General features: G+C 65.9%; 23 protein-coding genes and 1 tRNA gene. 9 read left to right on the forward strand and 15 right to left on the reverse strand.

Annotation, left to right across the window (positions count from 1 at the left end):
* Window positions 1-88 precede the first annotated feature (88 nt).
* Both ACGRVM_RS03395 and ilvN read left to right on the forward strand, forming a co-directional pair.
* Window positions 89-1,843 (forward strand): acetolactate synthase 3 large subunit, encoded by a 1,755-nt coding sequence (locus ACGRVM_RS03395; RefSeq protein WP_377168696.1) that lies wholly within the window; start codon window positions 89-91, stop codon window positions 1,841-1,843.
* Window positions 1,844-1,919: 76 nt separating this feature from the next.
* A complete protein-coding gene (gene ilvN / locus ACGRVM_RS03400; RefSeq protein ID WP_377168694.1) occupies window positions 1,920-2,480 on the forward strand; it encodes an acetolactate synthase small subunit in 561 nt (186 codons plus the stop codon).
* A 79-nt stretch (window positions 2,481-2,559) separates the two neighbouring features.
* Here the strand turns inward: ilvN and ACGRVM_RS03405 are convergent, their stop codons facing one another.
* Window positions 2,560-2,901, reverse strand: coding sequence for a hypothetical protein (locus ACGRVM_RS03405; protein ID WP_377168692.1), 342 nt, complete (start codon window positions 2,899-2,901; stop codon window positions 2,560-2,562).
* Window positions 2,902-3,252: 351 nt separating this feature from the next.
* Between ACGRVM_RS03405 and ACGRVM_RS03410 the strand changes: the two genes are divergently transcribed.
* From ACGRVM_RS03410 to ACGRVM_RS03425, 4 genes are all read left to right on the forward strand, one after another.
* Entirely contained in the window at window positions 3,253-4,080 is an 828-nt protein-coding gene (locus ACGRVM_RS03410; RefSeq protein ID WP_377168690.1) for a helix-turn-helix domain-containing protein, read from the forward strand.
* A 115-nt stretch (window positions 4,081-4,195) separates the two neighbouring features.
* Window positions 4,196-5,350, forward strand: coding sequence for an aromatic ring-hydroxylating oxygenase subunit alpha (locus ACGRVM_RS03415; protein ID WP_377168688.1), 1,155 nt, complete (start codon window positions 4,196-4,198; stop codon window positions 5,348-5,350).
* Entirely contained in the window at window positions 5,347-5,562 is a 216-nt protein-coding gene (locus tag ACGRVM_RS03420) for a hypothetical protein (RefSeq protein ID WP_377168686.1), read from the forward strand. The genes ACGRVM_RS03415 and ACGRVM_RS03420 overlap by 4 nt, the downstream gene beginning before the upstream one ends.
* A gap of 76 nt (window positions 5,563-5,638) precedes the next feature.
* Complete coding sequence (locus tag ACGRVM_RS03425) at window positions 5,639-5,974, forward strand: DUF3140 domain-containing protein (protein WP_377168684.1); 336 nt, start codon at window positions 5,639-5,641, stop codon at window positions 5,972-5,974.
* 63 nt (window positions 5,975-6,037) lie between these two features.
* On the opposite strand, the gene prfB is transcribed toward ACGRVM_RS03425, so the two are convergent.
* From prfB to ACGRVM_RS03440, 3 genes are all read right to left on the reverse strand, one after another.
* Window positions 6,038-7,162 (reverse strand): peptide chain release factor 2, encoded by a 1,125-nt coding sequence (gene prfB / locus ACGRVM_RS03430; RefSeq protein ID WP_377168682.1) that lies wholly within the window; start codon window positions 7,160-7,162, stop codon window positions 6,038-6,040.
* An 89-nt stretch (window positions 7,163-7,251) separates the two neighbouring features.
* Window positions 7,252-9,768, reverse strand: coding sequence for a penicillin-binding protein 1A (locus ACGRVM_RS03435; RefSeq protein WP_377168680.1), 2,517 nt, complete (start codon window positions 9,766-9,768; stop codon window positions 7,252-7,254).
* A 113-nt stretch (window positions 9,769-9,881) separates the two neighbouring features.
* Window positions 9,882-11,102: an N-acetylmuramoyl-L-alanine amidase gene (locus ACGRVM_RS03440; RefSeq protein WP_377168678.1), complete on the reverse strand. Its 1,221-nt coding sequence runs from the start codon at window positions 11,100-11,102 to the stop codon at window positions 9,882-9,884.
* 220 nt (window positions 11,103-11,322) lie between these two features.
* Here ACGRVM_RS03440 and ACGRVM_RS03445 point away from each other — a divergent pair, with 220 nt between their 5' ends.
* Window positions 11,323-12,627: a M48 family metalloprotease gene (locus tag ACGRVM_RS03445; protein WP_377168676.1), complete on the forward strand. Its 1,305-nt coding sequence runs from the start codon at window positions 11,323-11,325 to the stop codon at window positions 12,625-12,627.
* Between the two features lie 39 nt (window positions 12,628-12,666).
* Complete coding sequence (locus tag ACGRVM_RS03450) at window positions 12,667-13,470, forward strand: DsbA family protein (protein WP_377168674.1); 804 nt, start codon at window positions 12,667-12,669, stop codon at window positions 13,468-13,470.
* 73 nt (window positions 13,471-13,543) lie between these two features.
* Here ACGRVM_RS03450 and ispG read toward each other — a convergent pair whose 3' ends face one another.
* The 3 genes from ispG to hemA form a co-directional block, all read right to left on the reverse strand.
* On the reverse strand, window positions 13,544-14,674 hold the full coding sequence (gene ispG, locus ACGRVM_RS03455) for a flavodoxin-dependent (E)-4-hydroxy-3-methylbut-2-enyl-diphosphate synthase (RefSeq protein ID WP_377168672.1): 1,131 nt from the start codon (window positions 14,672-14,674) through the stop codon (window positions 13,544-13,546).
* A 125-nt stretch (window positions 14,675-14,799) separates the two neighbouring features.
* Window positions 14,800-16,065, reverse strand: coding sequence for a helix-turn-helix domain-containing protein (locus ACGRVM_RS03460; protein ID WP_377168670.1), 1,266 nt, complete (start codon window positions 16,063-16,065; stop codon window positions 14,800-14,802).
* Between the two features lie 112 nt (window positions 16,066-16,177).
* The gene (hemA, locus tag ACGRVM_RS03465) at window positions 16,178-17,401 is read right to left on the reverse strand and encodes a 5-aminolevulinate synthase (protein ID WP_377170001.1); all 1,224 of its coding nucleotides are present in this window, start codon (window positions 17,399-17,401) and stop codon (window positions 16,178-16,180) included.
* A gap of 255 nt (window positions 17,402-17,656) precedes the next feature.
* On the opposite strand from hemA, the gene ACGRVM_RS03470 reads away from it, so the two are divergent.
* Window positions 17,657-19,051, forward strand: coding sequence for a M20/M25/M40 family metallo-hydrolase (locus ACGRVM_RS03470; RefSeq protein WP_377168668.1), 1,395 nt, complete (start codon window positions 17,657-17,659; stop codon window positions 19,049-19,051).
* 43 nt (window positions 19,052-19,094) lie between these two features.
* On the opposite strand, the gene ACGRVM_RS03475 is transcribed toward ACGRVM_RS03470, so the two are convergent.
* From ACGRVM_RS03475 to ACGRVM_RS03510, 8 genes are all read right to left on the reverse strand, one after another.
* Window positions 19,095-19,171, reverse strand: a tRNA-Arg gene (locus ACGRVM_RS03475).
* A 54-nt stretch (window positions 19,172-19,225) separates the two neighbouring features.
* Complete coding sequence (locus tag ACGRVM_RS03480) at window positions 19,226-20,446, reverse strand: cysteine desulfurase (protein WP_377168666.1); 1,221 nt, start codon at window positions 20,444-20,446, stop codon at window positions 19,226-19,228.
* Window positions 20,446-21,033, reverse strand: a complete 588-nt coding sequence (locus ACGRVM_RS03485) for a Yip1 family protein (protein WP_377168664.1) — start codon at window positions 21,031-21,033, stop codon at window positions 20,446-20,448. The genes ACGRVM_RS03480 and ACGRVM_RS03485 overlap by 1 nt, the downstream gene beginning before the upstream one ends.
* A complete protein-coding gene (locus ACGRVM_RS03490; protein WP_377168662.1) occupies window positions 21,030-21,515 on the reverse strand; it encodes a YIP1 family protein in 486 nt (161 codons plus the stop codon). Before ACGRVM_RS03490 ends, ACGRVM_RS03485 begins: the two co-directional genes overlap by 4 nt.
* On the reverse strand, window positions 21,515-22,801 hold the full coding sequence (locus ACGRVM_RS03495; RefSeq protein ID WP_377168660.1) for a SufB/SufD family protein: 1,287 nt from the start codon (window positions 22,799-22,801) through the stop codon (window positions 21,515-21,517). Before ACGRVM_RS03495 ends, ACGRVM_RS03490 begins: the two co-directional genes overlap by 1 nt.
* Window positions 22,801-23,556, reverse strand: a complete 756-nt coding sequence (sufC, locus tag ACGRVM_RS03500; protein WP_377168658.1) for a Fe-S cluster assembly ATPase SufC — start codon at window positions 23,554-23,556, stop codon at window positions 22,801-22,803. The genes ACGRVM_RS03495 and sufC overlap by 1 nt, the downstream gene beginning before the upstream one ends.
* A 37-nt stretch (window positions 23,557-23,593) precedes the next feature.
* Window positions 23,594-24,193 carry a hypothetical protein gene (locus ACGRVM_RS03505; protein WP_394624018.1) on the reverse strand — a complete coding sequence of 200 codons (600 nt, stop codon included), beginning with the start codon at window positions 24,191-24,193 and terminating at the stop codon, window positions 23,594-23,596.
* On the reverse strand, window positions 24,190-24,975 hold the full coding sequence (locus ACGRVM_RS03510; protein ID WP_394624019.1) for an FkbM family methyltransferase: 786 nt from the start codon (window positions 24,973-24,975) through the stop codon (window positions 24,190-24,192). The genes ACGRVM_RS03505 and ACGRVM_RS03510 overlap by 4 nt, the downstream gene beginning before the upstream one ends.
* Between the last annotated feature and the right edge of the window lie 41 nt (window positions 24,976-25,016).

Consider the following 25,016-nt stretch of genomic DNA (forward strand, 5'->3'; position numbering starts at 1 on the left):
GATCCCTCGGAAGACCCAATGCGCCCCCACCACTTCGGGGGCTTTTTCATGCGCGATCGCGCAATGATGTCATGAACGGAGCGATACGATGACACGTCAGATGACCGGAGCGAAAATGGTGGTTCAGGCCCTCAAGGATCAGGGCGTGGACGTCATCTTCGGCTATCCCGGCGGCGCCGTGCTGCCGATCTATGACGAGGTCTTCCAGCAGAACGGCATCCAGCACATCCTCGTGCGCCACGAACAGGGCGCGGTGCATGCCGCCGAGGGCTACGCGCGCTCGACCGGCAAGCCGGGAGTGGTGCTGGTGACATCCGGCCCCGGCGCGACCAATGCCGTGACGGGCCTCACGGACGCGCTTCTCGACAGCATTCCCATCGTCGTGCTGACCGGCCAGGTGCCGACCTTCATGATCGGCTCGGACGCCTTTCAGGAGGCCGACACGGTGGGCATCACCCGCCCCTGCACCAAGCATAACTGGCTGGTCAAGGACACCGCCAAGCTTTCGGCGGTGATCCACGAGGCCTTCCACGTCGCCACGGCGGGCCGCCCCGGCCCCGTGCTGATCGACATTCCGAAGGACGTGCAATTCGCCAGCGCCGAATATACCCCCCCGCAAAAGGTGCGCGTCAGCCACTACCAGCCGCAGGTGAAGGGCGATCTCGAGGCGATCACCGAGCTCGTGGCCGCGATGGAGACCGCCAAGCGCCCGGTCTTCTACACCGGCGGCGGGGTCATCAACTCGGGCCCGGCGGCAAGCCAGCTTCTGCGCGAGCTGGTCGATGCCACGGGCATTCCGATCACCTCGACGCTGATGGGCCTCGGCGCCTATCCCGCCTCCGGCAAATCCTGGCTCGGGATGCTGGGCATGCACGGCCTCTACGAGGCCAACATGGCGATGCATGATTGCGATCTCATGATCAATATCGGCGCGCGCTTCGACGACCGGATCACCGGAAGGCTCGACGCGTTCTCGCCCGGCTCCAAGAAGGCGCATATCGACATCGACCCGTCGTCGATCAACAAGGTGATCAAGACCGATATCCCCATCGTCGGCGACATCGCCCATGTGCTCGAGGATCTGCTCAAGGTCTGGAAATCGCGCGGCCGCAAGGTCAATTCCGAGGCGATCGCCAAATGGAACAAGCGCATCGACGAGTGGCGCAAGGTCGAGTGCCTCAGCTTCAAGCAGACCGGCCCGACCATCAAGCCGCAGCATGCGCTGGCGCGCCTCGAGGCGCTGACCAAGGGCCATGACCGCTACATCACGACCGAGGTGGGCCAGCATCAGATGTGGGCCGCGCAATATCTCGGCTTCGAGGATCCGAACCGCTGGATGACGTCGGGCGGCCTCGGCACGATGGGCTACGGCTTTCCGGCCTCCATCGGCGTGCAGATGGCGCATCGCGACGCGCTCGTCATCAATGTCGCGGGCGAGGCGAGCTGGCTGATGAACATGCAGGAGATGGGCACGGCGATCCAGTTCCGCCTGCCCGTCAAGCAGTTCATCCTCAACAATGAGCGCCTCGGCATGGTGCGCCAGTGGCAGGAGCTTCTGCATGGTGAGCGCTATTCGCACAGCTGGTCCGAGGCCCTGCCCGATTTCGTCAAGCTCGCCGAAGCCTTCGGCGCAAAGGGCATCCGCTGCGAGGATCCCGCCGATCTCGATGACGCGATCAACGAGATGATCAAGTATGACGGCCCGGTGATCTTCGACTGCCTGGTGGAGAAGCACGAGAACTGCTTCCCGATGATCCCCTCGGGCGAGCCGCACAACAAGATGCTGCTGGGCGAGGCGTCGACGAAGGATGCGATCAAGGCCGGCGGCGCGGTCCTCGTCTGAGGACCGCCCCCGACCCATCACGCAACGACACGCAGAGACCGCCTTGCCGCGCGGATCTGCCAAGGAGACAGAGGCGATGTCCGCACTGAAGATCAAGAAAGGCTCGAGCAAGCATTCGGCCTACAACCTGCGCCCGCAATTCTCTGATATCGAGGAGAGCCACACGCTCGCCGTTCTGGTCGACAACGAGGCGGGCGTGCTCGCGCGCGTCATCGGCCTGTTTTCGGGGCGCGGCTACAATATCGACAGCCTGACCGTGGCCGAGATCGACCATGAGGGGCACATGTCCCGCATCACCATCGTGACCACCGGCACGCCGCAGGTGATCGAACAGATCAAGGCGCAGCTCGGGCGCATCGTGCCCGTCCACGAGGTGCATGACCTGACCGTCGAGGGCCGCGCGGTCGAGCGCGAGCTGGCGCTGATGAAGGTCGCCAGCACCGGGGACAAGCGGGTCGAGGCGCTGCGCCTCGCCGACATCTTCCGCGCGAACGTGGTCGACTCGACGCTCGACAGCTTCACCTTCGAGATTACCGGCACCTCGGAAAAAATCGACGCCTTCGCCGACCTGATGCGCCCCCTGGGCCTCTCGGATCTCGCGCGCACCGGGATCGCGGCCCTGCCCCGCGGTAACTGAGACCGGGCCTCGCGCCGGACATGAAAAGGGCGGGCTCCGCGATGGGCCCGCCCTTTCCCGTCATTGCACCGGATCAGCGTCAGGCATAGGCGGCCAGGCGCGCCTCACTGAGGGGGATGACGTTGGCGGCGCAATCGGTGTTGGCGGCACGCGGCGGCCCGGACTTGACCACGCCGAGACGCGCACCCGCCTTTTTCAATTCGCTGGTGAGGGTCGGATGGCTGCGCTGCGAGATGAGACGCGGCGTGTCGGCCAGCCGCATGTTGCCGGAGCTTCGCAGATCGAACTCGACCAGATCGCCCGCCGTCATGGCGGCATCACCGCCCTCGGCACCACGATAAAAGGCCAGATCGCCGTGATCCTCGCACCAGATGACAGCGCGATTCTGGCGTTGATCGGTCCAAAGAACGACTCCGTACATGCAATACCCCCCAATTCACTCCGCCGGGGCCAATCATGACGCCCTCCGGCCATTCATCCGTGGCATGCGTCCCCGCTGTCGCCGCGTTCTCGCGATCATGCACGGGGCGTGCCGTATTTACCAAAATGTCGGTTTCCGTTGCGTCGGGCTATGGCGGAATCGGTCACAGCGGTGATCCATTTGTGTCACGGATTGTGAAAAGTGACGCCAATTAGCGTCAGACCCCGTGACAAGGTTGAGGGGCTGTGCTCAACTGCCATCATAACGAGTGCTTGCCGTGAAAGGATCCGTCGATGAGTGTCGACCGCCGCCATTTCCTCTTCCCCGAGCGCGGCTGAGGAGCCGCCGTCCGTGGCCCCTGCCCGGCCTCCGCGCGCGCCCGCCGCGCCCGATCCCGACCCGGCCCGCCTGCGCGCGATCTTCGGCGAGAACCTGCGGAAGCTCAGCGCCGATTACCCCTCGATCGCCGGGCTCTGCCGCGATCTGGGCATCAACCGCACCCAGTTCAATCGCTACCTCACCGCCGAGAGCTTTCCGCGCCCGGACGTGCTGCACCGCATCTGCCAGTTCTTCGGCACCGACGCGCGCATCCTGCTCGAGCCTGCGGGCAAGCTGCGCTCCGCCTCCTTCGATCTGCTGGGCCATCCGGCCGTCGCGGGCTTCTTCGGCTCCGAGCCGGTGGCCGTGCCCGAAGACCTCTTCCCGAGCGGCATCTACCGCTTCGTGCGCCGTAGCTTCGTGGACGAGACGCTCTTCGTGCGCGGCCTCGTCTATATCCACCGCGCGGACGGTTACACCTTCCTGCGCGGGGCGGAGCCTATCGACGCGCTTCGGCGTCAGGGCCTCTCGACCGCGCGGCGCGACCGCGAGTTCCGCGGCATCGTCATGCGCCAGGAAGAGGGCATCATGATCCTCGTCACGCACCGCAACTCGCTCGCCTGCTCGTTCAACTTCCTCGCGCCAGAGACCTCGTTCCAGTCCAACCTTTGGGAAGGCTACGTCACGCGCACCGTGCGCGAGAAGATCGCCGGCATCCGCGCCGCGCGCATGGTCTACGAGCATATGGGCCATAACCGCGCGGCGATCCTCGCCGCGGCGCGCGGCAGCTCGCTCGTCGGCATCGACGAGCTGCCGCCCTTCCACGCGCGGCTTCTGCGCCTCGATCAGCCCTTCCGCTGAGACGGCGCCGCACGGCTTGTCGCCTTGAGGCAAGCGAGGTCGCGAATCGTCGGTTCCCCGCCCACATGCGCGGCATACTCGCCTCGAACATGAGCTATTCGAGGAGAGCCGCGCCATGACCGTCACCGATCTCAGCTCCGTGCGCCTTCCCGTGGAGACCGCGAACGGCCTGCCGAACGCGCATTACGTCGATCCGGCGATCTTCGAGGAGGAAAAGCACGCGCTCCTTTATTCGCAATGGGCGGGCCTCGCGGTGGGCGCGGACGTGCCCGAGCCGGGAGACGCGGTGCCGCTCATGTTCCTCGGCATGCCGCTCCTTCTTCTGCGCGACAAGGACGGCGATGTGCGCGTCTTTCAGAACATCTGCCGCCATCGCGGCATGATCCTCGTCGAGGAGCCGCGCAAGATCGAGGGCGCGATCCGCTGCCCCTATCACTCGTGGTGCTATTCGACCAAGGGCGCGCTCGTCTCGACCCCGCATGTCGGCGGGCCGGGCCAGAACACCCACGCCGCGATCAAACGCAGCGAGCTCGGCCTGATCGAAGTGCGCAGCCATCTGTGGCGCGATGTCGTCTGGATCAACGTCTCGGGCGACGCGCCCGCCTTCGAGGAGGCGATGGCCCCCATCATCCACCGCTGGCGCGAATTCGACGTGCCGATCCATCACGGCGGCGCCGGCAGCCGCTTCACCCTCGAAGTGCAGACGAACTGGAAGCTCGCGGTCGAGAATTACTGCGAAAGCTATCACCTGCCTTGGGTCCATCCCGGCCTCAACAGCTACTCGCGCCTCGAGGATCATTACCATATCGAAGAGCCGGGCGCCTTCTCCGGCCAGGGCACGATGGTCTACCGCCAGCTCACCAACGAGAACGGCGAGACCTTCCCCGATTTTCCCGAAGTCGGCGCCAAGTGGAACGAGCAGGCCGAGTATACCGCCATCTATCCGAACGTCCTCTTGGGCGTGCACCGCGATCATGCCTTCGCCATCATCCTCGAGCCGCAGGGCCTCGAGCGGACGGCAGAGCATATCCACCTCTATTACGCCGAGCCGGGCATCGACGAAGGGCTGAAGGCGCGCAATGCGCAGCTCTGGAAAACCGTCTTCGAAGAGGACATCTTCGTCGTCGAGGGCATGCAGAAGGGCCGCCACGTCACCAGCTTCGACGGCGGGCGCTTCTCGCCGGTGATGGACAGCCCGACCCATTGCTTCCATGCCTGGGTCGCGGGCAAGGTGGAGACCCATCGCGGCGCGGCCAAGGCGGCGGAATGAGCACGGATCTTCACGCGCGGATGCTCTCGGCGCACGAACATGACGACCGCTCCGCGCTGATCGCGCTCTATACCGAGGCGGCGGACACGGCCAACGATCTCGACGCGTCGTGCTTCTTCCTGACCCATGCCTATGTCTTCGCGCTCGAAGCGGGCACGCCCCAGGCGCGCCAGTTGCATGGCCGCCTCCTGCGCCACGGGCGCGAGGAGTAGCGCCGCCCGCTTTGATGCAACCCGCGTGCGCCCTGCGTCGTTTCCCTCGCCAACGCAACGGCGAAGGAGCAACACCATGTCCTCATCGAAGTCCCGCGAGCAGATCTGGAGCGAATGGCGCGATCTGGTCAACATGTCGCCCAAGGAGCTTGAGGATTTCCTCGAAACCGAGGAGTCGAAATCGGTCGGCGACGACGATGGCGGCGAATCCACCGGCCATGCCTCGGGCCGGCGCATCGTGAAGATCCTGCGCACCAACAAGGACGATCTGAGCGACGATCAGTGGGACCACATGGCCAAGGTCACGGGCTATATCAAGCGGCACACGGCCCAGGGCGGTCCGGACGAGGATGCCGAGCATTCCGCCTGGCGATATTCGCTCATGAACTGGGGCCACGATCCGCTGAAATAGCGCCTCGCCCCCGCTTCATCTTGGCGGAAATACTCATGCCCCGCGCAGCCATGCCGCGGGCGGTCAGCCGTTCTTGGCGTCCGCCCGGCTCTTGCCGCTCACATCCATGGCCAGCGTCGCCGCCATGAACTGATCGAGATCGCCGTCGAGCACGCCTTTCGTGTCCGAAGTCTCGACCTGCGTGCGCAGATCCTTGACCATCTGGTAGGGTTGCAAGACGTAGGAGCGGATCTGGTTGCCCCAGCCCGCGTCGCCCTTGGCGTCATGCGCCTCGTTGATGGCGGCGTTACGGCGGTCGAGCTCGAGCTGGTAGAGCCGCGATTTGAGGGCCTTCATCGCGATATCGCGGTTCTGATGCTGCGATTTCTCGGAAGAGGTCACGACGATGCCGGTCGGATGGTGCGTGATCCGCACCGCCGAGTCGGTCGTGTTGACGTGCTGGCCGCCCGCGCCCGAGCTGCGATAGGTGTCGATGCGGATATCGGCGGGGTTCACCTCGATCTCGATATCGTCGTCGACCACCGGATAGACCCAGACCGAGCAGAAGGACGTGTGCCGCTTGGCCGCCGAATCGAAGGGGCTGATGCGCACGAGGCGATGCACCCCCGACTCGGACTTGAGCCAGCCATAGGCATTGTGCCCGCTGATCTTGTAGGCCGCCGACTTGATGCCGGCCTCGTCGCCCGATTGCTCGGATTGCAGCTCGACCGTATAGCCGCGCTTTTCGGCCCAGCGGACATACATGCGGGCCAGCATGTTGGCCCAGTCGCAGGATTCGGTGCCGCCGGCACCCGCGTTGATCTCGAGGAACGTGTCGTTCGCATCCGCCTCGCCGTTCAGGAGCGCTTCGAGTTCCTTCTCGGCGGCGCGCGTCTTGAGCGCTTTGAGCGCGGTCTCGGCCTCGGCGATGATGTCGGCGTCATTCTCGGCCTCGCCCATCTCGATCAGCTCGATATTGTCCGACAGCTCCTGCTCGATCCCGTTATGCGTCTCGAGCGCGTCGACGAGCGCCTGGCGCTCGCGCATCAGCTTCTGCGCCTTCGCGGGATCGTCCCAGAGGTTCGGATCCTCGACGCGGGCGTTGAACTCCTCCAGCCGATGCTGGGCCGTCTCCCAGCCGAGACGGTGGCGCAAAAGCTCGAGCGAGGTGCGGATCTCGTGGGTGATGTTCTGAATTTCAGCGCGCATCGAAGCCTTCCTGACTGCTTGCGTGGCTGATACCCCACGGCGCCGGGCCGGGCAAGCCGTCGCGGCCCCCCCCGGCGCAGGGACGCCCCTCAGTAAAGCCCGCCCGAACTCATCGAGCCGAATGTCGCCTTCTGGCCGACCTGCCCGGTGCCGCCGCTCGACGTGGTCACATCGCGCACGGTCTCGCTCTCGCCCTCGCGGAAGAGATCGAGATCGGTGCCCATCGCGAAGCCGCCGTCGAAGGCCAGACCGAAGATCGGATCCTCGCCGTCGCGGAAATACTCGGCCACCACGTTCGGCCCCGAGGCGCTGTCGGGAAGGCGCGCGCCGGTAAAGCGGTCGATCTTGATGAAATGCCCGCCCGGCGGCACCTCGAATTCGCCGCCGCCGTATTTCGCGGTCGCCTTGCGCATGAACTGCGTGAAGACCGGCCCGCACATGCCCGCGCCATAGGCCCCGCGCCCGAGGCTGCGCGGCTGGTCATAGCCGATATAGCAGCCTGCGACGATATTGCTGGTGAAACCGACGAACCACACGTCACGGGCGTCGTTGGTCGTGCCGGTCTTGCCCGCGACCGGGACCGACAGGTCCACATTGCCCGCCGCCGTGCCGCGCTCGACCACGCCCTTCATCATCGAGGTGAGCTGATAGGCGGTGATGCCGTCGATCACCCGCTCGCGGTTCGACACGATGCGCGGGCTGCGCCCCGGCACGATGGTGGGATCGTCGCAATCCGTGCAGACACGCTCGTCATGGCGATAGACGGTGCGCCCATAGCGGTCCTGCACGCGGTCGACCAGCGTCGGCTCGACCCGCTCGCCGCCATTGGCGAACATCGCATAGGCCGCGACCATCTGATAGACCGTCGACTCCTCCGAGCCGAGCGCATTGGCCAGGAACGGTCCCATGTCGTCATAGACGCCGAAGCGCTCGGCATAGGACGCGACGACATCCATGCCGACCTCCTGCGCGAGGCGGATCGTCATGAGGTTCCGCGACTGCTCGATCCCGGTGCGCAGCGGCGTCGGGCCATAGAACTTGTTGGACGAGTTGCGCGGCCGCCAGAGGCCTTGCGGCGTATTCACCTCGATCGGCGCATCGACCACGATGGTCGCCGGGGAATACCCGCTGTCGAGCGCGGCGGCATAGACGAAGGGCTTGAAGCTCGAGCCGGGCTGGCGCTTGGCCTGGGTCGCGCGGTTGAAAACCGAATGCTGATAGGAGAAGCCGCCCTGCATCGCGATGACGCGCCCGGTGTTGACGTCCATCGCCATGAAGCCGCCCTGCACCTGCGGCACCTGCCGCAGTGTCCAGCGGACAAACTCGCCCTCCTGCGTCATGCGGCGCACATGCACCACCTGCCCGACCTTGAAGGTTTCCTGGAAATTCTTGGGCAGCCACGCGATGTCCTCGCGCGGAATGACCTGCGGCTCGGCCTCGCTTTCCTTCAAGCCCTCGACGCCGATGCGCATCCGCTCGTCCTCGATCCCGAGGATGACCGCCGGATACCATTGCCCGTCGAGCTGGATATCGCGGGCGACATCGACCTCGGCGAGCGCCGCGCGCCACGCCTCCTCGCTCTCGAGTGCTTCGGGCGGGAGCGATTTGCCCGTCCCGCGCCAGCGGCCCAGATTGCGGTCATATTCCTCGAGCTTGTTCTGAAGCGCCAGCGCCGCCTCGACCTGCATCTCGGGGTCGATCGTCGCGCGCACGGTGAAGCCGCCCGAAAAGAATTCGCCCTCGCCGAAATCGCGGCTCAGCTGGCGGCGGATCTCGTCGGTGAAATAGTCGCGCGGCGGAAGATTGGCCGAAAAAGGCTCGAAATCGCCGTTCTGAACGCTGCGCAGGGGCTGCGCCACTTCCTCTTCGTAGACGGCATCGGTGATGTAGCCGTTCTCGTGCATCTGCCCCAGCACGTAATTGCGCCGATCGAGAAGGCGCTCGGCATTGCGCACGGGATGGAAATCGCTCGGCGCCTTGGGCATCGAGGCGAGAAAGGCCACCTCATGCGGCGCAAGCTCGCCCAGCGACTTGTTGAAATAGGTCTGCGCGGCGGCGGCGACGCCATAGCTGTTCTGCCCGAGGAAGATTTCGTTGAGGTAAAGCTCGAGGATCTTCTCCTTGGTCAGCGCCTCCTCGATCCGCGTGGCGAGGATGATCTCCTTGATCTTGCGCTCGATCTTGCGGTCGCCCGACAGAAGGAAGTTCTTGACCACCTGCTGCGGGATGGTCGAGGCGCCGCGCACGGTGCGCCCGCGCGTCTGGATGGCCTCGACGATGGCGGCCGCGATGCCGCGCGCGTCATAACCGCCGTGCGTATAGAAATTCTTGTCCTCGGCCGAGATGAACGCCTCCTTCACCAGCGCCGGGATCTCCTCGGCTGGGGTGTAGAGGCGCCGCTCGCGGCTGAACTCGTCGATGATGCGCCCCTCGCCCGAGAAGATGCGGCTGATCGTGGGCGGCGTGTAGTTGGCGAGGCTCTCGTGAGACGGAAGATCGCGTCCATAGATATAGAAAATCGCCCCGAGGCTGAGCGCGACCATCATCACCCCCATCGTGATGAGGCTGAAGATCGATCCGAAGAATGTCAGGATATGTCGAAGCACGCGCGTCCCTTCTCAGGCGGTATGACCGCTCGTATAGGCGTCCGGGTCCCTCACGTCAAAACACAAGCGCATCAGGGCTGGGCCGGTATCCGCCCATGCCGACCGGGCCGGTCTCACTGGCGCACCAGATCGGCATTCGCGGCGTCCGCGATCATCCACGCGCCGATCCCGTCCGCCACGGCCTGCGCCATGCGCGCGCGCCACTCGGGATCGGTCAGATTGCTCAGATCGCGCCCGTTCGACAGGAACCCCAGCTCGAGAAGAAGCGACGGGATATCGGGCGATTTGAGGACCGAGAAACTGGCGGTGCGGATGGGCTTAGAGTTGGTCGAAAGCCCCTCCTCCTCGAGCCCGATCAGCAGCGCGCGCGCCAGAAGGTCCGAGCGGGGCTGCGTCTCCATCCGCGCAAGGTCCATCAGCACATCGGCCACCACATCGTCCGTCCCGCTGAGGTCGAGCCCGGCCAGCAGATCCGCCCGGTCATGCCGCTCGGCCAGCGCGGCGCTGGCCGCGTCGCTCGCCTCCTCGCCCAGCTTGTAGATCGTGGCGCCCCGCGCCACGCCCTCGCCCAGCGAGTCGGCATGAAGCGACAGGAAAAGATCTGCTCCCGCCCCCTGCGCGATGGCCACGCGCCGCTCGAGCGAGACGAAGCTGTCATCCTCGCGCGTCATCACCACCTGCGTGTCCCCCCGGCGCAAAAGCGCTTCCTTCAACTCGCGCCCGAAGGCCAGCATCACGTCCTTCTCGAGAATGTCGCCCTGGCCCGCGCCCGGATCGATCCCGCCATGGCCGGGGTCGAGCACGACCACCAAAGCCCCGTCGCCGCGCGTGGGCGACAGATCGCCCACATCCGCCGGCTCGGGCAGATCCCAGCCGGGCTGATGCGGCACGCCCGCCCCCGCCGCGAAGCTCGCGGCATCGGTGCGCTCCAGCAAAAGGCGGAGCACCGCGCCGGTGCCGTCCGCGCCGCCGACCAGTCCGGCCCGCGCCAGCGCAAAGGGCTCGGCGAGTTCGAGGACCATGCGCGACCAGCCGGGGCGAAAGCCGCCGACGCGCGCCGATGTCACGAGATCGGTCTCGATCAGCTCGGGGCCGAGCGTTCCGGCCCAATCCACCTCCCGGAAGTCGACCACGATGCGCGGCGGGCCGTCGAGGCTGAAGATGCGGAAGGGCACGCCCTGGCTGAGCGCGAGCTTCACCTCGATCTGACCGCGCGTGGCGGTGATGGCGCTCGCCTCGGCGTCGAGGCGCGCCAGCGCGCCGAAATCGCTCTGTTGCGCCGCCGCGCCCATGCCACAAAGGCAAAGCGCGAGCGCGGTGATCCATGATTTCATATCCGCCCGGTCCAGCTTGCTCGGCCGGGTGTCCCGGCGCCTCGGCGGTATCCTATCACCCGCGCCGGGCCGCCTCCAGCCCATCACGATACGCGGAGCGCGGGCGGCAGGGGTTGATGCGCCGCCCGCTTTCTCCGTAAGCTTCGCCAGCACTCGCCGCCGCCGTTTCCGACCATGACAGGGGCACCCCATGCGCCAGATCCGCCTTCTTTCGGCTTCCATGACGCTTGCCCTCGCGCTGGCGCTGGTCAGCATCGCGCAGCCATCTCGCGCGCTCACGCTCTTGCGCGATCCCGATATCGAATACGCACTGGGACAACTTGCTGCGCCGATCCTCCAGGCCGCCGGTCTGAACGCGTCGCGCACGAAAATCCTCGTGATCGACGACCGAAATCTCAATGCCTTCGTCGTGGATCGCGACACGATCTTTCTGCATTCGGGCCTCATCCTTAAGATGGACACGCCCCAGATGCTGCAATCGGTGATCGCGCATGAGGCGGCGCATATCGCAAACGGGCATCTCGTGCGGCGCCCGCAAAACATGCGCAACGCGCGCACGGCGGCGGGGCTTGGCACGGCGCTCGCCGCGGCGGCGGGCGCGGTCTCGGGCAACGGCGCGGCGGCGGCGGGCATCGCGGCGGGCGCGCAGGGCACGGCGCAGCGCCTGTTCCTGTCGCATACCCGCGCCGAGGAGAGCAGCGCCGACAGCGCGGGCGTCAACTACATGGTGCGCGCGGGGCGCGATCCTTCGGGCGCGGTCGCGGTGATGAACATCTTTCGCGGACAAGAAGCGCTCTCGGCGGCGCGTCAGGATCCCTATGCGCGCACGCATCCCATGTCCGCCGACCGGGTCCGCGTGCTCGAGCGCCTGACCGCCGCCTATGCGGGCAAGATGCCGCCCTCGAACGCCGATCTTTACTGGTTCGCGCGGGCAAAGGGCAAGCTTTCGGCCTTTCAGCGCAGCCCGAAATGGACTCTGAACCGCGCGGGCGGCGAAGGCTTCGCCGATGTCGGTCACATGCAGCAGGCCGTGGCCTGGCACCGCCAGTCGAACCTCGGCAAGTCGATGGCCGCGATGGACCGCGCCATCGCCGCGCGCCCGAACGATCCCTTCTATCAGGAGCTGCGCGGGCAGATCCTGATGGAGAACCGGCAGTTCGACGCCGCGCTCAATGCCTATGCGCGGGCGGTCAATCTCGCGCCCGACCATCCGCTGATCCTCGGCTCCTACGGGCGGGCGCTCGTGGCGCAAGGGCAATACGCCAAGGCGCTGCAAGTGCTCGAGAAAGCGCGCTCGCGCGATGGGCGCGATGCGCGCGTCATGCGCGATCTGGCGGTCGCCTATGCCAAATCCGGGCAAAACGGCATGGCCTCGCTCGTCACCGCCGAGCGTTATGCGATGAGCGGGCGGCTCGAGGATGCCGAAATCCACGCGGCGCGCGCCTCGGGCCTTCTGCCGAACGGCTCGGGTGGTTGGCAACGGGCGCAGGATGTGCTTTCTGCCGCCAAGGCTGCCCGGCGCTGACCGGGCCGACATGACTTTCATCACACGGAGACAGATCCGATGAACCGCACTGCCATTCTGACCGGGATCGGCGTCATCGTCGCCGGCGCCGCCCTGACATCGATCGTCACCCGCGAAGACACGCCCCCCCCCGCGCCCGCTGCCGAAGAGGTCTCGCAGGTGCAGCCGGAGGCGACCGGCGCGATGGACGATGCCGCCTTCGGCGAGCGCGTGCGCAATTACCTCATGCAGAACCCCGAGGTGATCTTCGAGGCCGCCGCCGTGATGGAGCAGCGCCAGCAGGAATTGCAGATCGCAAACGATGCCGAGCTGATCGAGACGCACGCGGAGGCGCTCTTCAGCGACGAGAATTCATGGGTGGGCGGCAATCCCGACGGGGACGTCACCATCGTCGAGTTCATGGATTACCGCTGCGGCTATTGCCGCCGCGCCTTTCCAGAGGTCGAGGAGCTGATCGCCTCGGACGGCAATATCCGCCTCATCATCAAGGAATTCCCCATCCTCGGCGCGCAATCCGAGACGGCGGCGCGGTTCGCCATCGCGGCCAAGCAGCAACTCGGCGACGAGGCATACAAGACGGTCCATGACGCGATGATGACCTACAAGGGCGACATGGCCGTGCCCGCGTTGACATCGCTTGCCGAGGATCTCGGCCTCGATGCCGAGGCGATCGCGGCCCACATGGACGACGCATCGGTGACCGAGGTGATCGACGCCAACCGCGCGCTCGGCCGCGACATGCAGATCTCGGGCACGCCCTCCTTCATCATGCAGGACCAGATCCTGCGCGGCTATGTCCCGCTCGAGGACATGCAGAGCATCGTCGAGGATGTGCGCGGCTGATAAAGGCCCCGCCGACCAGCGAAAAGCCCCGGATGCAGCATCCGGGGCATTTTTTTGACGGCAGGTTTCGCGATCACTCGGCGGCGGCGACCTCGACCTGACCGGCCTCGATCTCGGCGGCGCGCTTCTCGACCTGCTCGACGATATGCTCGATCATCTGCTCGTTGCTCAGCTTGTGGCTCTGCTTGCCCGCGAGATAGACCATGCCGGACCCGGCGCCGCCGCCGGTGAAGCCCACATCGGTCATGAGCGCCTCGCCCGGCCCGTTCACCACGCAGCCGATGATCGAGAGGCTCATCGGCGTCTTGATGTGCTCGAGCCGCCGCTCGAGGATCTCGACCGTCTTGATGACGTCGAAGCCTTGCCGCGCGCAGCTCGGGCAGCTGATGATGTTGACGCCCCGGTGCCGCAGACCCAGCGATTTCAGGATCTCGAAGCCCATCTTGACCTCTTCGACGGGATCGGCCGAGAGGCTCACGCGGATCGTGTCGCCGATCCCGGCCCATAGCAGGTTGCCCATGCCGATGGCCGATTTGACCGTGCCGGAAATCAGGCCGCCCGCCTCGGTGATGCCGAGGTGGATCGGCGCGTCGGTGGCCTCGGCCAGTTGCTGATAGGCGGCGGCGGCCATGAAGACATCGGACGCCTTCACGCTGATCTTGAACTCGTGGAAATCGTGGTCCTGAAGGATGCGGATATGATCGAGCCCCGACTCGACCATCGCATCGGGGCACGGCTCGCCGTATTTCTCGAGCAGATGCCGCTCGAGACTGCCCGCGTTGACACCGATCCGGATCGAGCAGCCATGATCGCGCGCGGCCTGGATGACGTCGCGCACGCGGTCGGGGCTGCCGATATTGCCGGGGTTGATGCGAAGGCAGGCCGCGCCCGCCTCTGCGGCCTCGATGCCGCGCTTGTAATGAAAATGAATGTCCGCGACGATCGGAACCGGACTTTCGCGCGTGATCTCGCGCAGCGCCTTGGACGAGGCTTCGTCGGGCACCGACACGCGCACGATATCCGCCCCGGCATCCGCCGCCGCCTGGATCTGCGCGATAGTCCCGGCGACATCGGTGGTCGCCGTGTTCGTCATCGTCTGAACGGAAATCGGCGCGCCGCCCCCCACGGGCACGTTGCCGACATGGATCTGGCGGCTCTTGCGGCGCTCGATATTGCGCCAGGGGCGGATCGGGTTGAGCGACATGGAATGCGGTCCTTCCTGCGGCGGATCATGCGGCGCCGCGCCTGCGGTCACTCCACCAGATAGGACGGATGCGGCGCGGCTTCAATCATCCGTTCGCGCCGCGCGCCTCGTCTATTCCGTGGGGCCTATTCCGCGGGCTGCGGCGGCACCGGCGCCGTCAGTTCCTCGCCCAGCTCGGCGACATAGCGCTCGAGATCGGAATCCTGGCTGAGATCGGCCACTTCGAGAGAGGAGGTCAGCTCGGACGGAGCCAACGCAAGGTTCGAGGTAACTGCGCCGCGCGGGCCGGCGGGGCCGTAATGCTGGCCCGCCACCTTGAAATAGATCGCGCCCGACTCACCGATGCGCAGCGTCGGAGGCACCTCGGTGAGCGGCACGTCATAGGTGTCGCCGCCGTTCATCACGCCTTCGAAGATCACCGTGCCGTCCGCTGCGCGCACGCGCACCCAGGCGGGGCGCACGGCGACCATCTGGATACCGCTCGGCGCCTCGGCCACGACCTGCGGGCTGACGACGGAGGCGATGGCGGCGTCGATCGCGCTCGCCTCGGCGCCGGTTTGATCGCCGGGGATGGAGGGCGCCGTCGAGGCGATGGAGACGCCCGGAAGCGTGCCGCCCTGCATCGGATCGAGCGTCGAGATCGGGCCGTCCCGCGCGACGAGCACCGGCACGTCGAGCGCCTCGGGGCGGTAGAGCCGGTCGAGCGTTTCGCCCTCGGGCGCCGTCAAGCCCGCGCCGGCCACATCGCCTTGTGCCTCATCGCCGTCGAGCGCGCGCATCTGCACGCCGGCCAGCGGATCGAGGTCGGCCAGCACGTCAGGCGTGTTCTCGACCGGGGCGACCTGCACGCGCTGAACTTCGTTCAGAACGCTCCAGCCGCCATAGCCGATGGCGCCGATCAGCGCGACCAGAACCGCGACCGACCCGATGGCGCCCGGCTCGATCCGCGAAAAGATGCTTTCGCTGGCGGGAATGAAGGGCGTGCTGGGCGCGGTCAGGCGCGCATCGCCCCGCCCGATGGCGCGCGGCGTCTGCGCATCGCTGCGGCGCATGGACGATGCCGAGGGCGACATGCCATGCGCGATGGAAAAACCGCTCTCGGCGCAGAACGTCGCGAAGGCGCGGTCGGGGTCCATGCCGAGATACCGCGCATAGGAACGCACATAGCCGGGAATGAAGCCGGGCGTGTCGAAAGCATCGGGGTTCGCATTCTCGATCGCGGCGACATAGCTCGCCTTGATCCTGAGTTCACGCTCCACATCGAGAAGGGATTTGCCCATCGTGGCGCGTTCGCCGCGCATCAGATCGCCAAGCCGCAGATCGAACGAGTCGAAGCCGCGCGGCTCCGCCTCCTCAACCGCGTTCTTTCGCGAAAACCGGCGCAAAATCATGCAAACTGCCCCTCACTGCTCGAAAGCCGTGGGCCGAACGTCCCGATTCGACCCCGCTCCTTGTTTTCAGGCAAGCTAGCACACCGCAAGCTCTTTTGCACCACTAAGGGCCTCAGGCGCTCATCTCGGCGCGATTTAGCGCACAATGGCTCCAAAGATCGTCCATGGCCGAAACGAGGTGGTCCATCTCCTTCGGGCCATGCACCGGCGAGGGGGTGAAGCGCAGCCGCTCGGTGCCGCGCGGCACGGTCGGGAAATTGATGGGCTGCACATAGATGCCATGCCGCTCGAGCAGCATGTCGCTGAGTTTCTTGGTGTGCTTGGGGTCTCCCACGATCACCGGCACGATATGGCTGCCATGGTCGATCAGCGGCAGGCCCAGCCCCTTGAGGCGCAGCTTGAGGATCTTCGCCTGGGTCTGGTGGCGCTCGCGCAGCTCGGTATCGCGCTTGAGGAAGGCCACGCTCGCCGCCGCGCCGGCGGCCACGGCGGGCGCGAGCGAGGTGGTGAAGATGAAGCCCGGCGCATAGCTGCGCACGGCGTCGCACATCTTGGCCGAAGCGGCGATATAGCCGCCCATCACGCCATAGGCCTTGGCCAGCGTGCCGTTGATGATGTCGATGCGATGCGCGAGGCGGTCGCGCTCGCTCACCCCGCCGCCGCGCGGGCCGTACATGCCGACCGAGTGCACCTCGTCGATATAGGTCAGCGCGCCGAACTCGTCCGCCGCATCGCAGATCGCCTCGATCGGGCCGAAATCGCCGTCCATGGAATAGACGCTCTCGAAGGCGATCAATTTGGGCGCGGCCGGATCGTCGGCGGCCATGAGTTCGCGCAGATGCGCGACGTCATTGTGGCGAAAGACCCGCTTGGCCCCGCCGTTGCGGCGCACGCCCTCGATCATCGAGGCATGGTTCAGCGCGTCGGAATAGATGATGAGCCCCGGAAAGAGCTTCGGCAGCGTGCTCAGCGTCGCGTCATTGGCGATATAGGCCGAGGTGAAGAGAAGCGCCGCCTCCTTGCCGTGCAGATCCGACAGCTCCGCCTCGAGCCGCTTGTGATAGACCGTGGTGCCGGAAATGTTGCGCGTGCCACCCGAGCCTGCTCCCGTCGCCTCGATCGCTTCGTGCATGGCCGAGAGCACTTCGGGATGCTGGCCCATCCCAAGGTAGTCGTTGCCGCACCACACGGTGATGTCGCGCTCGGTCCCGTCGGGGCAGGTCCATTTGGCATGCGGGAACTGACCGCGCCGCCGTTCGATATCGATGAAGGTGCGATAGCGCCCTTCCTCGTGCAGACGGCCCAAGGCCTCGTCCAGCTTGGCGGTGTAATCGATGCGCTGGTCCAAGAGCGGATCCTTTCCTGGGTCTCGCCGCGCATCGCGAAAGAAGGCGGCAAGCCGCGCGACCTGCGCGGTACCTGAGATCTGAGGGTGATATAGTCCTCGGCTTTTCGTTGCAACAGGCTACAAAATGACGCGCTGCATCCCGTTGATCCATATCAATGAAACGGACCTTTTCCACCCGCCGGGTGGACAGTGCGGCGCGGGCTGGTAGGCTCGCCGCGAAACACACTGAGCGAGGCGCGCCCGATGTCCCTGAATGACGTTCTCACCCGGATCGATGCAGCCATGCCCGAGGCGACCGAGCGCCTGCTGGAGCTGCTGCGCATCCCCTCCATCTCGACCGATCCCGACTATGCCGACGCGTGTCAGCAGGCCGCCGACTGGCTCGTCGCCGATCTTCAAAGCATTGGAATCGATGCCGAAAAGCGCAAGACGCCCAAGCATCCAATGGTCGTGGGCCATGCCGGACAGGACGCGCCAGAGGGTGCGCCGCATCTTCTCTTCTACGGCCATTACGACGTGCAGCCCGTCGATCCCCTGCCGCTCTGGACGCGCGATCCTTTCGATCCCGCGGTCGAGCAGACGCCCAAGGGCGAGGTGATCCGCGGGCGCGGCACCTCGGACGACAAGGGCCAGCTCATGACCTTCGTCGAGGCCTGCCGCGCGTGGAAAGAGGTGCACGGCACCCTGCCCTGCCGCATCACCTTCTTCTTCGAGGGCGAGGAAGAATCGGGTTCGCCCTCGCTCGTGCCCTTCATGCAGGAGAACGCCGAGGAGCTGCGCGCCGATATCGCGCTGATCTGCGACACCGGGCTTTTCCAATCGAAGACCCCCGCCATCGTGACCATGCTGCGCGGCATGGTCAGCGAGGAGGTCACCATCACCGGCCCCGACAAGGACCTGCATTCGGGCTTCTTCGGCGGCATCGCGGCCAACCCGATCCGCGTGCTGGCCGGCGCGCTCGCAAGTCTGCATGACGAGACGGGCCGCGTGACCCTGCCCGGATTCTACGACGGCATCCCGGATCTTGCGCCCGAAGTGCGCGCGCAATGGGAAGGCCTCGGCTTCGATCACGCGCGCTTTCTGGGCGATGTGGGGCTGAGCCGGCCCGCGGGCGAGGACGGGCGCATGCCGCTCGAGATGATCTGGTCGCGCCCGACCGCCGAGGTGAACGGCATCTGGGGCGGCTACACGGGCAGCGGGTTCAAGACCGTCCTGCCGAGCCAGGCCAGCGCCAAGATCAGCTTCCGCCTCGTCGAGGGGCAGGACCCGGACCGCATCCGCGACGCGTTCCGCGCCCATGTGAAGGCCGCCTTGCCCGCCGATTGCTCCGCCGCGTTCACCGCCCACGGCAACAGCCGCGCGGGCATCATGGATATCTCGCACCCCGCCTTCGAGGCCGCGCGCGCGGCGCTCAGCGACGAATGGCCCGAAGACGCCGCCTATGTGGGCTGCGGCGGCTCGATCCCTATCGCGGGCCATTTCGGCGAGATCCTCGGCATGACGGCGATGCTCATCGGCTTCGGCAAGGACGACGACGCGATCCATTCGCCGAACGAGAAATACGACGTGGAAAGCTTCCACAAGGGCACGCGCAGCTGGGCACGTATCCTCGACGCGCTGTCGAAGGCCGGGGGCTGACCCCTCGGCCTGGCGCTCGGCCGGTTCGGTAGGAGGGGAAATCTGGCGCACCCAAGAGGATTCGAACCTCTGGCCTCTGCCTTCGGAGGGCAGCGCTCTATCCAGCTGAGCTATGGGTGCCTGTGGGGCCGTATACCGGCGAGGCGGCGGGCCCGCAACGAATAATTCCCGGCCTCAGGCAAAGAGATCGTGACAGAGCTCCAGCGCGTCGATCAGCGCATCGACCTCGGCCTCGGTGTTGTAGACGCCGAAAGAGGCGCGGCAGGTCGCGGCGACGCCCATATGCTCCATCAGCGGCTCGGCGCAATGCTTGCCCGCGCGCACGGCAACGCCCTTCTTGTCGAGGATGGTCGAAATGTCATGCGCATGTCCCGCGCCGTCCATCGTGAAGCTGAAGATCGCGGCCTTGTCGGGCGCCTGTCCCTGCACCTGAAGCCAGTTCAGCCCCGCCAGCCGCTCGGCCGCGTAGTCGCGGATGCGGTTCTCATGGGCGGCGATGTTCTCCATCCCGAGACCCATCATGTAGTCGAGCGCGACGCCCAGCCCGATCGTTTGCACGATCCCGGGCGTGCCCGCCTCGAATTTCATCGGCGCATCGTTGTAGGTGACGGCATCGCGCGTGACCTCGCGGATCATGTCGCCGCCGCCCATGAAGGGGCGCATCTCCGCCATGCGGTCACTGCGCACGAAGATGGCGCCCGAGCCGGACGGGCCGTAGAGCTTGTGACCGGTGATGGCGTAGAAATCGCAGCCCAGATCGTCCACATCGACGGGCATATGAACGGCGGCTTGGCTCCCGTCGACGAGCACGGCCACGCCCTTGGCACGCGCGGCCTCGCAGATCGCCTTCACGTCAACTTTCGTCCCCAAGACATTGGAAAGATGTGAGATCGCGACAAGCTTGGTCCTCGGGCCGATCGCGTCGATCACCTTTTGCGCGTCGAGCGCGCCGTTAACATCGGTCTCGACCCATTTGAGGACGGCGCCCTGCCGCTCGCGCAGGAAATGCCACGGCACGATGTTGGCGTGATGCTCCATGATGCTGAGCACCACCTCGTCGCCCGGCTCGAAGCGGGGCATGGCCCAGCCATAGGCGACCATGTTGATCCCTTCGGTCGTGCCGGAATTGAGGATGATCTGCCGCTCGTCCGTGACGTTGAGAAAGCGCGCGATGATCCCGCGCACGCCTTCGTATTTTTCGGTGGCGAGGTTGCTGAGGTAATGCAGGCCGCGATGGACATTGGCGTATTCATGCGAATAGGCGGTGTTCATCGCGTCGATCACGACCTGAGGCTTCTGCGCCGAGGCCCCGTTGTCGAGATAGACCAGCGGCTTGCCGTTCACCTCGCGCTTGAGGATCGGAAAATCCGCGCGCACGTTCTCGATATCGAGCATCACGCCCCTCCCATGACCAGCGCGCCCAGCACGCCGAGAATTGCCGACAGGCCAACGAGCATCCCCAGAAAGCCGAGGATGATGACGCCCGCCGCCTTGAACACGTTGCCGAGCCCATGCGCCTCGTCCACGAAGACGACGAGGATGACGAGACCCCAGACCGAGGCCACGAGCACGAGGATGAGGCCCGCGAGCGGCAGCGCCAGCATCAGGACCACCAACGCGATCTGTAGCACGAGCCGCAGGAATTGCATCCACGCGATCAGCGCGAGGATCTGCGGCAGTTCCGCACGGCCCCCCACCAACCGCCCCACCAACGTGAGCGTCAGCACCGTCAGCACCAGCGCGCCGATGAGAAAGATCGTGAAACCCAGCGGCGATTGCAGGAGCGCGGGCATCATCGGCGACGGCTCGCCCGGCCCCATCTGGAGGACCAGAGAATAGACCAGTCCGTTGAGCACGCCCATCAGGATCAGCGCGGTCCAGAGCCAGTCCCGCTCGAGCCCGAGGCCGATGATCCGCTGCGCCGCCTCGCGCGGGGATGTCAGCGTCTGGCGAAAAAGATCGCTTGCGAATGCCGTGTTCATGCCCTGCCCCATTCCGCCTCGCGCAGCCCCTGCACCCAGAAAAAACCGAAGGCGGCGAGCCAGAGCACGCCGACCAGTGTCAGCCCCGGCCCCGGCCCGATGAACCCGGCCACGAGGCCGTGGAGCAACACGAGCGGGCTCGCCGCGAGGAGCGCCCAGAAAAGCGCCATGCGCGCGCCGAACGCCGAGCCATGCCCGCCGAAAACCTTGGCGATCCAGTGGCTTATCTGTGCAAGGCAGTAGAAGAGCAAGGGCGCGATGAAGGCCCATGCCATGAGGGCGCCGCCGAGGAGCGGGTTCAGCTCCTGGTCGGTCAAATGCGCCTCCCGCGCGAGGCGCGGCCATTGCGCGACGAAGATCAGGATGCACGCCCCCATGAGGATCGCGAGCGCGCGGTCCTCCCGCTGGCCCATATCCAGCAGACGGCGCATCACGGCCCGAGGGCCGCGATACGTCGCCGCGATGTCGCGCGTGACCGCCATCAGCTCCGCCGACGCTCCAGCCAGCCCTCGAGCAGCGCCTTGATCTCGTCCTGAAGCGTCTCGTCCTCGATCTCGTCCACCGCTTCAGCGAGGAAGGCGAGCGTCAGAAGATCGGTCGCGATCGCCTTGGGCACGCCGCGCGCGCGCAGGTAATACATCGCGTCCTCGTCGATCGCGCCCGAGGTCGAGCCGTGCGAGCAGATCACGTCGTCGGCATAGATCTCGAGCTCGGGCTTGGCGAGGAACTGGCTGTCCTCGTCGAGCAGAAGAGACTGGCTGATCTGATAGCCATCGGTCTTCTGCGCGCCTTCCTTGACGAGGATCTTGCCCTGAAAGACGCCCGTCGCGCCGTTGCGCAGCACCTTCTTGAAGACCTGGCGGCTCTCGCAGCGCAGCGCGTCATGGGTAATGAAGACGGTGTCGTCATCGTGGAACGCGCCATCGCCCATCGAGGCGCCGGCGACATGCGCGGTCGCATCGTCGCCCAAAAGCTCGATCACGCATTCGTTGCGCGTCAGCGCACCGTTCGCGGTCATCGTGAAGGACTTGAACGCGCTTTCGGTGCCGAGCCGCGTAAAGATATGCGTGGCCGAGCGGCGCTCGTGATCGCGGCCCTGCGCGCGCACATGATGGAAACGCGCGCCGTCCCCGATATCGACCTCGAGCACGTTGTTGAACCGCGCCGCGGCCGGGCCGTTCTCCAGCAGGGTCAACTCCGCACCCGCATCGAGCTTGACCACGTGATGCAGGATCACGTCAGAGCTGTCCGAGTCGTGGCGATAGATCAGGTTGACCGGCTTCGAAGCGCGCCCCGTCACGTGGATCAGCAAACCGTCCGTTGCCGCCGCGCTGTTGAGCGCCGCGAGCGGACGCTCGACCGGCTTTTGGCCGCGCGCCTCGAGCACGCCGTAAAGATCGCGCGCCCAGTGGATATCGGCGCGGCCGGCCTCGGCCAGGCGCTCGATCTTGACGCCCTCGGCGCTCAGATTGCTGCTCGCCTCGGCATCGAAGACGCCGTCGACGAAGACGACCTTCACGCGGTCGATATCGCCATAGATCTCGCGCTCGTCCGCCGCGTGAAACGGGCTTGCCTTCGGCGCTTCGGGCTGCGTCAAGTCATCGGGGCGGGTGAACTTCCAGTATTCGTCGCGCCGCTGCGGCAGTCCCATGGCGCGCACACGCGCCAGCGCCTCCTTGCGGGCAGGTCCGCTCCAGCCGCCTTCGGGCAGCGTCAGCGCGGCCAGTCGCGCGTCGGTCGTGCTCTGTTTCGGGTTGGAAAGGGCCATTACGCCACCTCCGCCAGGATATCCGCGTAACCGTTCTTTTCGACCTCGAGCGCAAGCTCGGGGCCGCCCGTCTTGATGATGCGGCCATCCGACATGATGTGCACGACGTCGGGTTTGATATGGTCCAGCAGCCGCTGGTAATGCGTGATCACCAGAAAGCCGCGCCCCTCGCTGCGCAGCGCGTTGACGCCATCGGCGACCAGCTTCATCGCGTCAACATCGAGGCCCGAGTCGGTCTCGTCGAGGATGCACATCTTGGGCTCGAGCAACGCCATCTGAAGGATCTCGTTGCGCTTCTTCTCACCGCCGGAAAAGCCGACATTGACCGGACGCTTGAGCATTTCGGCGTCGATCTTCAATTCCTTCGCCTTCTCGCGGATCAGCTTGAGGAAGTCCGCCGCGCTGATCTCCTCCTCGCCGCGCGCCTTGCGCTGCGCGTTGAGCGCGGTGCGCATGAAGGTCATGTTGCCGACGCCGGGGATCTCGACCGGGTATTGAAACGCGAGGAAAAGACCCGCCGCCGCGCGCTCTTCGGTCTCCATGGCGAGGATGTCCTCGCCTTCGAGCGTGGCCGAGCCTTGCGTCACCTCATAGCCGTCCCGGCCCGAGAGCACATAGCTCAGCGTCGACTTGCCCGAGCCGTTCGGCCCCATGATCGCATGCACCTTGCCCGCTTCGACGGTCAGGTCCACGCCCTTGAGGATAGTCTTCTCTCCTTCTTCAAGGTCGACATGCAGGTTCTTGATCTCAAGCATCTTTTTTCCTTTCAACTCTATCCGTTCGCGAGCCCGGTCAGGGCCGCATCATCATCTTGATTATCGGCAGCAGGCGATGCGCCGGGACCGCCATCGGGGCCACCTCGAACTCGGCCATGCGGCCGATGAGACGCGGCGCGCCCAGAAACTCCTCGATCGCGTGATAGCCGGTGCGGCGCTTGTAATCGTCCACCAGCATCGTCACGGGGCGTGCGGTGCAAAAGGCCGTCGCCATCGCGCAGCCCGGCCGGAAGCGCCCATCGACCAGCACCACATCGGGCTGAGCGAAATCGTCCCGCTGCCAGACTGCGAGCGGGTATTCCGCGTAATGCCGCCAGCTGCTCTCGTCCGTAGGCCGGCCCCATTCGCCGGTCGGGCCGATATCCTGCCAGATCACGTCGATCCGCGTGCCCTCCGCCGGCGGGTTCTGGGCGAACCATCCCCGCATCATGTCGGCCCAGCCCTGATCGCTCTCGACCGAGAAGACCCGTTTGCCCGGCAACTCGGAAGCCAGCACGGTCGAGCCGCCACTGCCGTATTCGAGGATTACATCGGCCTCGTCATAGGCCGCGGCCACGCGGGCCGCCTCCTCTTCGGGCAGCGTCAATTCTGGGCGGCGGATCATGGTCTCGCTCATGCCGCACCTGCCGGGGTCAGGATGTAATTGCAGTTGCGCCGGCTGTGCCGCGCCGCGTGCGCCATCGTGTAATCCGTCTCGCTCCGCCACGCCTCGAAGGCTTGCGCGTTCTCCTCGTCCACCTCGATCAAAAGAACGGGCCGGTGCGCGGCAATCGTCTTGGCGAGGCCGGAAAGCACTTTCATTTCCATACCTTCCACGTCGATCTTGATGAGGTCCGGCGCCTCGCCTTCCAAAAGATCGTCGCCCGCATGCACCTCGAGATCGCCCTTGCCCGCGAACATCTTGGTCGCGCCCAGATTGCGGTCGTGCCGCTTCATGCCGAAGCCCTTGGCCGACCGGTCCGAGAGGCCGACACCCAAGAGATCGAGCGCAATCACGTCACTCAGCCGGTTCACGAGGACATTCGCCATCAGCGGCGCCACAGCCAAAGGGTTCGGCTCGATCACGACGATACGCGCGGCCTTCATCCGCATGGCAAAAAAGAGCGCGTGATTTCCGACATTTGCACCGATATCAATGATATGCGCGTCATTCTTGATGTAGTTCCTCAAGACAGCCAACTCTTCGGCCTCGAAAAACTCCCCTCGGCGCCACGCATTCTGAATGGGATCGCGCGCCATGTTGAGGCAGAGCGTCAGACCCATCTTGGGCGCATGGATCACCTCGAAGGGCGGGAAGGCGACGGGCCGACCGAAGGACAAGGCATCGCGCGCGGCCGAGAGATCGAAATAGCTCTCGTCCGTCCGCTCGGGCAGAGGCATGACGACATCGGCCGTCATGCCGCCCCACCGAGGCGCGATATGTCCGCCGGCCGACGCAT

It is taken from the genome of Roseovarius aquimarinus (assembly GCF_043661195.1).
GTDB lineage: Bacteria > Pseudomonadota > Alphaproteobacteria > Rhodobacterales > Rhodobacteraceae > Roseovarius > Roseovarius aquimarinus.